General features: G+C 36.7%; 4 protein-coding genes. All 4 read right to left on the bottom strand.

All coding sequences use genetic code 11. The features are described 5' to 3' along the window. On the bottom strand, nt 1–869 hold an 869-nt coding region (locus AAV96_RS00500), incomplete at its 3' end, for a flavin-containing monooxygenase (RefSeq protein WP_046737896.1). An 83-nt stretch (nt 870–952) separates the two neighbouring features. Continuing rightward, nucleotides 953–1,777 (bottom strand): SDR family NAD(P)-dependent oxidoreductase, encoded by an 825-nt coding sequence (locus AAV96_RS00495; RefSeq protein ID WP_005216661.1) that lies wholly within the window; start codon nt 1,775–1,777, stop codon nt 953–955. 39 nt (nt 1,778–1,816) lie between these two features. Beyond that, nucleotides 1,817–2,791 (bottom strand): metal-dependent hydrolase, encoded by a 975-nt coding sequence (locus AAV96_RS00490; protein ID WP_046737895.1) that lies wholly within the window; start codon nt 2,789–2,791, stop codon nt 1,817–1,819. A gap of 300 nt (nt 2,792–3,091) precedes the next feature. Further along, the gene (locus AAV96_RS00485; protein WP_005216663.1) at nt 3,092–4,051 is read right to left on the bottom strand and encodes a metal-dependent hydrolase; all 960 of its coding nucleotides are present in this window, start codon (nt 4,049–4,051) and stop codon (nt 3,092–3,094) included. Nucleotides 4,052–4,328 lie beyond the last annotated feature (277 nt).

Below are 4,328 nucleotides of genomic sequence, written 5' to 3'. Positions count from 1 at the left end.
TTACGTAATTCAGCATCTTCAATTTGGAAACGTAAAATCAGTTTCGCTAACTCACCAACAGGCTTTAATACCGTTGGATTACGTAAACCAAAATTAATCGCATTAAGTGATTGTGCTACCGTTTTACGCCAAGCTTTTTGGATAAATGGGAATTTTTCAATCAATGCTTTACTGACTTCACCTAAGTCAGTATCAGGTTTTGGAACAACCCAAGGTGCTGTACGTTGATATACATATAACTCTTTTGCTAAAGGCTGAATCTGTGGTACGAACTGAATCGCCGAAGCGCCTGTACCAATAACAGCAATACGCTTACCTGTAAGATCGTAATCATGATTCCATTTCGCTGAGTGGAACATTTCGCCTTTAAAAGTTTCTAAACCTTCAAGTTTTGGAATCTGAGCTTCAGTGATTGGACCCGTCGCAAAAATAACCGTTTTAGAAAGGAATTGACCTTTATTTGTATCAATCACCCATAAATTACGCTCTTTATTCCAAGCAGCATTTATGAGTTCAGTACCGAATTCAATTTTCGAACTTACATTGAATTTTTCGCTAACTTCTTCTAAATAACTTAATATCTCAGGCTGACGAGCAAATAAATGACTCCATTTAGCACTTGGCGCAAATGAGTATGAATATAATGCTGATGGAACATCACAACCACAGCCAGGATAAGTATTTTCACGCCATGTGCCGCCGACACGCGTCGCTTTTTCAATGATCTTGTAGTTGGTGTAACCCACTTGATCAAGACGGATTGCAGTTGCAATACCTGAAATACCAGCACCTACGATAAAGGTATCGTAAATGTGTGGAGGTAATGCTTTTTTGTCAGCAGAATTTAATTTTTTTGCTTGAGCTGTCATTTAAATATCCTTTCATCTATTGCTCTGAAATAAATGTATCTTCAATCTTATTTCAGTCATCAAAATCTTTTACCCGATGGGGTTTACTTCATTAAACGGTATGATGTGCCCAAAAATTTTGCATATAAATTTGGAGCAGTACGTTTCATCAACCAGAATAATTTGGCATCAATTTGTGGGATGGTATAAAGCTCACCTTTATCTAAACGATCTAATGTCAACTTTGCGACTTTATCACTGGTAGTAAATGCAAGATTGGTCAATGCATAATCTAAAAGACCCTTATGTGGTACTTTGCCATTTTTGATGATATTGGTCGGAACCAATGTTGGGCAAAGTACATTGACCTTAATATTCGACTTTCTAAGTTCTGCTGACAGAGTTTCAGATAATGCACGTACACCCGCTTTGGAAACGTTATAAACAGTCATCTCTGGTGCTGCGGTAAAGGATGCTGCTGAAGCAACATTAATGATTGCACCATGACCTAATTGTTTGAACTTCGGTACAAAAGCACGACAACCATAGATCACACCCCAAAGGTTGATGTCCATACACCATTTCCAGTCTTCTGATGACATTTCATCGAACTTACCACCAAGACCAATACCTGCATTATTAATCACCAAAGTAACAGGGCTCTGCATCAATTGTTCAGCTTGCTCAGCCAATTGATTAACCTGCTCTTCTTTCGCAACATCACATTGCACGGCAAAGGCTTTTGCACCTAGCGCCTCAACTAAAGCTACTGTTTCTTTTGCCGCATCAAGATTAATGTCTGAACACACAATTGTGCCGCCACGCTTTGCCAATTCAAGTGCAAAACTACGACCAATTCCACTTCCCGCACCAGTCACCACAGCAAATGCTTTTTGGCTCGGTTTGACTTTTTTACCAAATAATTTCATATTTGTTTTTCCAGTAATTTCGTATTTACTTGGCCCAAGTTATGCGTGAGTTGCACGTACAGGTGGTACAAATTCTTTAAGGAAATATGGTGACAATAATCCCGTTTCAGGATTAAGTAACCGCTCTTTGTAATACGCCATATACGCAGTAGTATCGTGGTCATTTGGATGAAAGCTTGGACGTAAGTATTCCAAGATATGCATAAAGCTACTACCAAACACGCCACGCTCACTACCAAACAATAATGCGGTACTTTCTAATACATCTTTCATATAGCGTGGATTGACCAAATTGCTTGGCTTACGTAAGAATGGCATCAAATAACCACCAAGTGATACGCCACCTAAAATTGTCAAACTAGCTAAAAGAAAACCCGTAATTCGGAGCCAATAATCCCCCGATAATTCAAGGAATACGTCATAAGCAATATCTTTGTGCTCTGATTCTTCCAACATGTGCCACATCCACATAGCACGTTGTCTTTCATCCTGTGAGCCAAGTAAATAGTCTTCATGCTGCATCATAAATTCAGCAAGCACAGCCGTGTAATGTTCAATTCCTGCCATCAATGACAGTTGTAATGACTGTGGTAATTTGTAGATACCATAATCAAAAACTTTTGCGGCAATTGCACGTAGCAGCTCAACGGGATAACCATTCTCTTTCAAAACTTCATCATTGAACTGATTATGAATTTTTGAATGAATCGCTTCCTGCCCAATCAAAGAAGTGAGTCTTTGCTTCAAAATTGGATCATGAATAAAGTCACGGTGATAACGTGCTGTTTCAATTACAACATCTTCACCAAAAGTTAGAAAAATTGATAAAGCATGAAAATAAGATGTAGCCAATTCTTTGTTTAAGAAAAATTTTTCATCTAACTCATTTGGGTTAAATTTAAAATCAAAATGACGAATAGGAATCGGTGATTTATTCGCAAAGTTCTGAATAATTCCCTGATATTTAGTACTTAATTTGTCTGAAAAGACACTTCGAATAACTTGAGCGACCATAACGTGATCCCCATGACGAGAGTAAATAAAAATCAAAGAGTTACATAGCAATTAAAACGATAAAGTTGTCTATAAAATTATTTCTGCAACATTTAACACTTCAATTGTTAAACACTTAAGTTCAATGAAAACTCTTTTTTATCTCAGAAAATTTTGAAATTGATATTTCCTGAAAAACTTGCTTGCATAGTGCACGAGCAAAATATGGGCAACAAGAACCAAATCGCTCATAAGAATCTGAGCTTTTTTGCCAACTCATATGATCATTATTGCTGTGCACCAATCAGTTATCCAACAAAATTAAGCAGCTTGAACTTTAGGTGTAAATTCCTTAACAAAGAAAGGATGTAATGCACCACCTTCAGACAATAATTTCTTTTCGTAATATTCAAAATACGCAGATGCATCATGGTCATTAGGATGAAAATCAGTACGTAGATAATCAAAAATACGGCTTTGAGTGCTACCAAAAACGCCATCTTTAGGACTAAAAACGAGTTTGACTCCACGCTTTGCATCTTTCCAGAATTTTGCAGTCAACATCTCTTGAGGCTTACGTAAAACAGGAACGAATGTTGTCGCAAACGGAATTAAACCAAGAATGGTAAAATACGCGAGGAAGAAGCCAGAAATCCGAAGTGCATAATTACCATTTAATGTTTGATAAACATCGTAAGCGACATCTTTATGCTCAGACTCCTCTAACATATGCCACATCCAAAGCGCACGTGTTTTAGCGTCATCAGAGAAATAGAAGTTTTGCTCATGTGCCATCATGTATTCAGCTAATACAGCCGTAAAATGCTCAATCCCTGCCATTAAAGAAAGTTTTAATGGTTGTGGAAATTTTAAGAAGATATGATCAAAAAATTGCTCGCCCAAGAAACGATAAAGTCTCACTGGATAGCCAAGCTCAACAATTGCATCGTTAAACTCATTATGAAGTTTTGAGTGAATCGCCTCCTGACCAATCAATGACGTCACACGCTGTCTTAAAATAGGATCTTTTAATAAATCACGATGGTGACGTGCAGTTTCAATAACTAAGTCTTCACCATAGGTCAAAAATACAGATAGCGTAGCAAAGAAAATAGTCGCGAATTGATTGTTCATATAAAATGATAAATCGACTTGTTTGCCTTCAAAACCAATTGCCAAATGTCGAATCGGAATACTTTTTTTACTTGCAAAATCAATTTGCTCAGTTATCGGGTTAGATTTAAATAAACTTAAACCTTTCTTTAATGTGTTGCTAATCATGGCTACACCTACCTACTTCACTTGAGCGTCACTTGCCCTTTACATTCTTTGAATCAGGTTCATCTCTTTTCGTATAGCTACATATTCTTTGAGTTACGAAAAAACATTCGGGAGATTTTTGTGAACCTAATTTCCTACTAGAAACAATGTAAACCGATCTTATGTTCGGATTCAATTCGGGTAAAACAATCAATTTAATAAGGTAATGATCAACACAAAAAGTTAGACATTTTTATTTAAAATCAAAAAATAAAATGGACTAAAACAAAAATAATAT

The organism is Acinetobacter sp. AG1 (assembly GCF_001005525.1).
GTDB lineage: Bacteria > Pseudomonadota > Gammaproteobacteria > Pseudomonadales > Moraxellaceae > Acinetobacter > Acinetobacter modestus.
Note: the sequence above shows the minus strand (reverse complement) of the source record. Positions and strands in the feature narration are given on the sequence as shown.